The 6,075-nt window shown below is 73.4% G+C and carries 3 protein-coding genes; 2 read left to right on the top strand and 1 reads right to left on the bottom strand.

What is annotated here, in order from left to right:
- A partial coding sequence (locus ABZS42_RS31720; protein ID WP_355151618.1) for a S8 family serine peptidase occupies positions 1-1,111 on the top strand: 1,111 nt, incomplete at its 5' end.
- Between the two features lie 154 nt (positions 1,112-1,265).
- Here the strand turns inward: ABZS42_RS31720 and eccCa are convergent.
- Complete coding sequence (gene eccCa / locus ABZS42_RS31715; protein ID WP_355151620.1) at positions 1,266-5,198, bottom strand: type VII secretion protein EccCa; 3,933 nt, start codon at positions 5,196-5,198, stop codon at positions 1,266-1,268.
- 223 nt (positions 5,199-5,421) lie between these two features.
- Between eccCa and eccD the strand changes: the two genes are divergently transcribed.
- Positions 5,422-6,075: type VII secretion integral membrane protein EccD (gene eccD / locus ABZS42_RS31710; RefSeq protein WP_355151616.1), on the top strand; the 654-nt coding region annotated here is incomplete at its 3' end.

Raw genomic sequence — 6,075 nt, 5'->3', positions numbered from 1 at the left:
CGGCACCCCGGTCGGTGAGCAGGTACTCGTCGCGGGGCGGGGAGCGGCGGTGGTCGACAGCCCGCCGTGGGCGCTGCGCCGGATGCTGCCGTCGACGGTGTGGCCGTTGACGCGCGGCAGGGGCGTCGTCGTGGCAGTGGTCGACACCGGCGTGAGCGCCACCGCCACGGCGCTGCGCGGCGCGGTGCGGCCCGGCACCGACGTGGTCGGCTCCGGCGCCGCCGATCGGGACTGCTACGGCCGGGGCACCGCGCTCGCGGGCATCGTGGCGGCCCGCCCCGTGACCGGTAGCGGCTTCGTCGGGATGGCGCCCGAGGCGACGATCCTGCCGATCCGCATCGTCGACGCGAAGGGCAGGGTGGCCCCGGGCGCGATCGCCGCCGGGATCCGGGCGGCGACCGCCGCGAAGGCCGACGTCATCCTGCTCGGCGTCGGCACCACCAGCCCGGACGCGGAGCTTCGCGCCGCAATACACGAGGCGGTGGGTCGGGACATCGTGCTCGTCGCCGCCGTCTCCGACGAGACGAAACCGACGGGCAGCACCCAGCAGGTACGTCCGTGGTTCCCGGCCGCCCACCCCGACGTCGTCGCTGTCGGCGGGGTCGACGCCAAGGGCGTACCGACCGAGAAGTCCCCGCCGGAGGCCGGTGCCGACCTGTTGGCGCCCGCCGCCGACGCGGTCAGCGTCGCGCCGCGCGGCAACGGGCACTACTCGGTCGCCGGCCCGGCGGTGGCCGCCGCGTACACGGCCGGAGCAGCGGCGCTGATCCGCGCCCACTACCCGAAGCTGTCCCAGGCCGACGTCCGGCGCCGGCTGGAGCTGAGCGCCGAACACCCGCTCGGTACCTGGCCCGCGCCCGGTGTCGGGTACGGCACCCTCGACCTGTACAACGCGCTCACCGCACTGGAGCTGGAGCGGACCCCGCTGCCGTCCCGGCCCCAGGTGCTGCGGCCGTTGCCGACGGTCGCTCCGGCCGAGCCGACGAAACTGATCGCTGGTTCCGTGGCCGCCGGAATGGTCGGCCTGGCCGGGCTCGCGTACCTGTCGGCGATGACCGTCAAGTGGGGCCGGCGCCGCAGGTGGCAGACCGGCGCGACTCGTCGCCGATGACGAACTCGGTGCCGTGCCGGCGTCGCCGGGCGCCCCGCTCCGGGCGCACGTCACCGTCTGTCGAGCTGCCCCAGATCCGGGGCAGCTCGACAACATCCGCATACCGGTAGCCGGCCCCAGCTCCCCGGCGGCCGCGCGTCGTCCACCCCGCCGGTCATCCCGTGGGCTGCTCCGCCTCCATCGGGCTCCACGCCGTCTGGATCAGTCGCGCGCCTCGCCGCGTACAGAGCAGCGCCCGCCCGGGAGGCAGGTGCCGCGGCTTGGTGTTGCCGAGCAACGGGCCCTCGGTGGGCGGGCAGGAGAGCGCCACGTCCGGGCTGTTGGTCTCCTGCATCCGGCGCAGCAGCGGATCCATCGACATCCGCAGGACGTTGGCCGCACCCCGGGTCAGCACCAGGTGGAACCCGATGTCGGCGCCCTGCGCCAGGTACGGCAACAGCGGCATCAGTGGGCTGTCGTGCCCGGCCAGCAGGTCGTAGTCGTCGACCAGGACGAACAGCTGAGGGCCGGTCCACCAGTCCCGGCGGCGCAGCTGCTCCGGGGTGACGTCCGCGCCGGGCATGCGTGGCCCCAGCCCGGCGACGGCGTCCGCCACGGTCTCCCTGGTGGAGTCGGTGGAGACGGAGTATCCCAGTCGGTACTCCTGCGCCACCGAGTCGAACAACTGCCGGCGGTAGTCGACGATCATGATGCGGGCTTCGGCCGGGGTGTACCGGGCCATCACCGCCCGGGCGAGGTGGCGCAGCATGTTCGTCTTGCCGCTCTCCGTGTCGCCGAGCACCGTGAGGTGCGGCACGTCGCCGAAGTCGTGCCAGACCGGCTGCATCCCGGCCTCGTCGAGGCCGAGCGCGATGCGCACGTCGCCCTCCGGCGCGGGCAGGGTGTCGGCGGGGAGCAGCGCGGGCAGCGTACGCACCGGCGGGGCGGCCGGGCCGTCCCAGAAGTCACCGACCATGGCGGTCAGACCGCGTACGCCCTCGGTCACGCTGGACGCGTCGGCGAACCCGTCGATGCGGGGCAGCGCGGCGAGGAAGTGCAGCTTCTCCGGCGTGAGACCGCGGCCGGGCAGCTGCGGAACGGTGGCCGCCAGGCGCAGGTCGATGGTGGAGTCGACCGGGTCACCGAGACGCAGTTCGAGCCGGGTGCCGATCTGGTCGCGCATCGCGTGATGCACCTCCGACCAGCGCGACGCGGTCAGCACCAGGTGGACGCCGAAGTTGAGGCCCTGGGCGGCGATCTGCCGCACCGCGCTCTCCAGCGTCTCGAAGTCCTGCCGGAGCGTGAACCAGCCGTCCACGACCAGGAACACGTCGCCGTGCGGATCGTCGGTGACCTGCCCCTCCGCCCGCAGCTTCCGGTAGCTCGCCATGCCGTCCACGCCGAGCTCGCCGAAGCGGCGTTCCCGATCCACGATCAGCCCGGTCACCTCGGCGACGCTGCGGCTGACCCGGTCGGTGTCGAGACGCCCCGCGACGCTGCCGACGTGCGGCAGGTCGGCCAGCGCGCCGAGTCCGCCACCGCCGAAGTCGAGGCAGTAGAACTGCACCTCGCGCGGGCTGTGGGTCAACGCCAGGCTGCTGATCAACGTACGGAGCAAGGTGCTCTTGCCGCTGCGCGGGCCACCGGCGATGCCGACGTGCCCGCCGTTGGCGGAGAGGTCGACGAGGAGCAGGTCCCGCACCTGTTCGAACGGTTTGTCGACGAAGCCCACCGGCGCGACGAGCATCCCGTTGCCGGGCCACTCGACGGCGGTGAGCCCACGCTCCGGGTCGGGTGCGAGAGTCGGCAGCAGCTGGTCCAGCGTCGGCGAGGCGTCCAGCGGCGGCAGCCACACCTGGTGCGCCGGCGGTCCCTGGTCGACCAGCTGCTCCACCACGACGCTGAGCACGCTGCGTTCGGTGGCGGCCTCGTCGCCGTCCACCGCCTCCTCGGCCGCCTGCTCGACCTGTGCCGGATCGGGCGCACGGAACGGCACGTGGTCGAGTGAGTACGGCACCACCTGCTGCTGCACGATCTCCTGCCGCACCCGGGCGGTCGTGGCCCGGTACGGCCCCGAGACGTACCCGGCCTTGAACCGGATCAGGGTCGACACGTCGGTACGCAGGTAACCGTTGCCGGGGGCCGGCGGCAGCTCGTACGCGTCCGGCACCCCGATGACCGACCGCGACTCCATGGCGGAGAAGGTCCGCAACCCGATGCGGTACGACAGGTGCGACTCCAGCTGCGCGATCCGCCCGTCGTCGACGCGCTGGCTGGCCAGCAGCAGGTGCACGGCGAGCGACCGGCCGAGCCGCCCGATCATCACGAACAGGTCGATGAAATCGCGGTGCGTGGCGAGCAGCTCGCTGAACTCGTCGACCACCACGAACAGGGTGGGCAGCGGGTCCAGCGGGGCGCCCTGGGCCCGGGCCCGTTCGTAGTCCAGCACCGAGCTGAACCCGCCGGCCTGCCGCAGCAGCTCCTGCCGGCGGACCATCTCGCCGTGCAGCGCGTCCCGCATCCGGCCGACCAGCGCGGCCTCGCCGGCCAGGTTCGTGATCACCGCCGAGGTGTGCGGGAGCCGGTCGAGGCCGAGGAAGGTGGCGCCGCCCTTGAAGTCGACGAGGACGAAGTTCAACGTCTCCGAGGAATGCGTGGTGGCCAGCGCGAGCACCAGCGTACGCAGCAGCTCGCTCTTGCCGGAGCCGGTGGCGCCGATGAGCATGCCGTGCGGCCCCATCCCGCCCAGCGCGGACTCCTTCAGGTCGAGGGCGACCGGTTGGCCGGTGGCGTCGATGCCGATGGGCACCCGCAGCCGCTCCCCCGCCGTGCGGGGCGCCCAGAGCCGGGCGAGGTCGAGCTGGCGCAGGTCGGGGATCTGCAGCATCGTGCCGAGGTCGAAGTCGGTCTTCAGGGTGTCCGCCGGGGTCTCGGTGACCACACCCAGCCGGTACGGCGACAACGTCCGGGCCACCACGGCGGCCCGGGCCGCGGTGAGCCGGTCCGGGGTGGCGAGCCGGGTACGTACCTCGCTGCCGACCCGGTCCTGCCGGACCATGCTCAGGTCGTCACCGTCGACCTCCAGGCAGAGTGCGCCCTTCGCGCCGGCCGGCGTCGGGTCGTCCAGGTCGATGAGGACCGCGTTGCGGTAGCCGGCGGTCGCCATTCGGCTGCCGTTGCCCAGTCGTCCGCCGTCGCGGACCACGACGACGTACGGCTCGTCCCGGTTCGGAGCCGCGCCCGGCTCGTAACGGGGTCGGGTGGTGAAGTTCTCACCGAGCCGCTGCTCCACCTCCTCCACCGTCCGGCCGACCAGCCGTACGGCGCCGGCCGCGTCCTGATCGGTCGGGTGTTGCAGGTGCGGCAGCCACTTCGTCCACTCCCACTCGGCCACCGTGTCGTCGGCCAGGCACAGCGCGAGCCTGACCTCCTCGGGGGCGTGGAAGCTCACGAGCTGCACCAGCAGCGCCCGGACGAACTCGCGGATCTGCTCCTTGTCGCCCGCCGTGCGGATCTGCGCGAACCCGCGCAGGAACAACGCGATCGGCTGGTCCTCGATGGTGGTGTAGGCGCGGATGAACCGGCGCAGCGACTTGGCCGCCAACGGTTCCAGGTCCTCGATCGGTTTGGTCTGCATCGGCGTGATCCGCACCGCGAGGCGCTGCTCGCCGGTGCCGACCCGGATCTCCAGGAAGTCCGGATGGGTGGGGCGCCGCTCCCACCGCCGGGACGTCATGGCCAGCGACCACAGGGCGCGCGGGTCGGGGTGCTGCCAGTCGCTCGCCTCGCGCTGGCGCAGCACGTGTTGGCGTACCCGCTTGCGGTTCTGCGCCAGGTAACGCAGGTAGTCACGGCGGTCACCGCCGAGACGGGACTTGCGTTCCATGCCGCCGACGGCGATCTGCCCGACCACCAGGCCACCGAGCGCGACGGCCATCAGCGCCAGGATGATCCAGGTGAACGCCCCGCCGCTGCGGCTGATGAACAGCAGCACCATGACGCCGGACATCAGCGCCATGGGCAGCATCAGGAACGCCTGCCGCAGCCCGTTGCGTTGCGGCTCGGGCAGGGCCGGTGGCTCCTGGAGACTGATCTCGCCGGACGGCATCTCCGGGCCGTTGCGGCGTGCGGGGCGGCGGAACAGCACCGTACTCAAGGGGCAGAGCCTTCCACGTCACGGGCTTCGCCCGCTTCCTGCGCTCACGTCGGGCCCGCGTGGGCCGCCGGCCGACACCTGTATGACGGAACCGGAGCCGGATCGGGTCAACGCCACCGCGAATCAGTTCGCGGGGAAGTTTGAACCGGCTACGTTTCCCGGCCGTCATGAGGGCATGAGCGTCACCGCCCCCGCGGAGATGTGCCGCCTCGTCGTGTCCGGTCCAGGGCGGCAGATCGAGGTGGCCGTACCGGCGAACGTGCTGGTCGCGGACCTGCTTCCCGCGTTGCTCCACCATCTCGGTGACAACCTGCCCGACGCCGGACTGGCGCACGGCGGCTGGGTGCTGCAACGGCTGGGTGGCCCGCCGCTGGACGAGGAGAGCACCGTCGCGCTGCTCGGCCTGCAGGACGGCGAGACCGTCTACCTGCGTCCCCGCGCCGACCAGCTGCCGCCGGTGGACTTCGACGACCTGGCCGACGGTATCGCCACCGGCGTTCGCAGCCGATCCGGGCTGTGGCGTCCGGAGATGATCCGGTGGGTCGCGCTCGGCGCCTTCGTGCTCCTGTCCGGTCTCGGCGCCGTCACGCTGGCCCTGCCCGGTCCACCGCTGGCCCGGGCGCTGTGCGCCGCCGCCGTCGCGGTGCTCGCGCTGGCCGGCGCGTTCGGGCTCACCCGGGCCGGCGCCGACCGGCCGTGGGGGCGCCCCGGGGGCGGGGGGGCCGGCGGGGTGGGGCCGCGGGCCGGGGGGTTTCGGCCCCCCCCGGGCCCGGCCCCCCCCCCCCCGACCGCGGTGCCGACGGTGTGGGGGGCCGCGGCGGGGGGCGGC

This window comes from Micromonospora sp. NPDC005367 (genome assembly GCF_040606825.1).
GTDB lineage: Bacteria > Actinomycetota > Actinomycetes > Mycobacteriales > Micromonosporaceae > Micromonospora.
The sequence above is the reverse complement of the archived record's forward strand: the minus strand, read 5'-3'. Positions and strand labels throughout refer to the sequence as shown.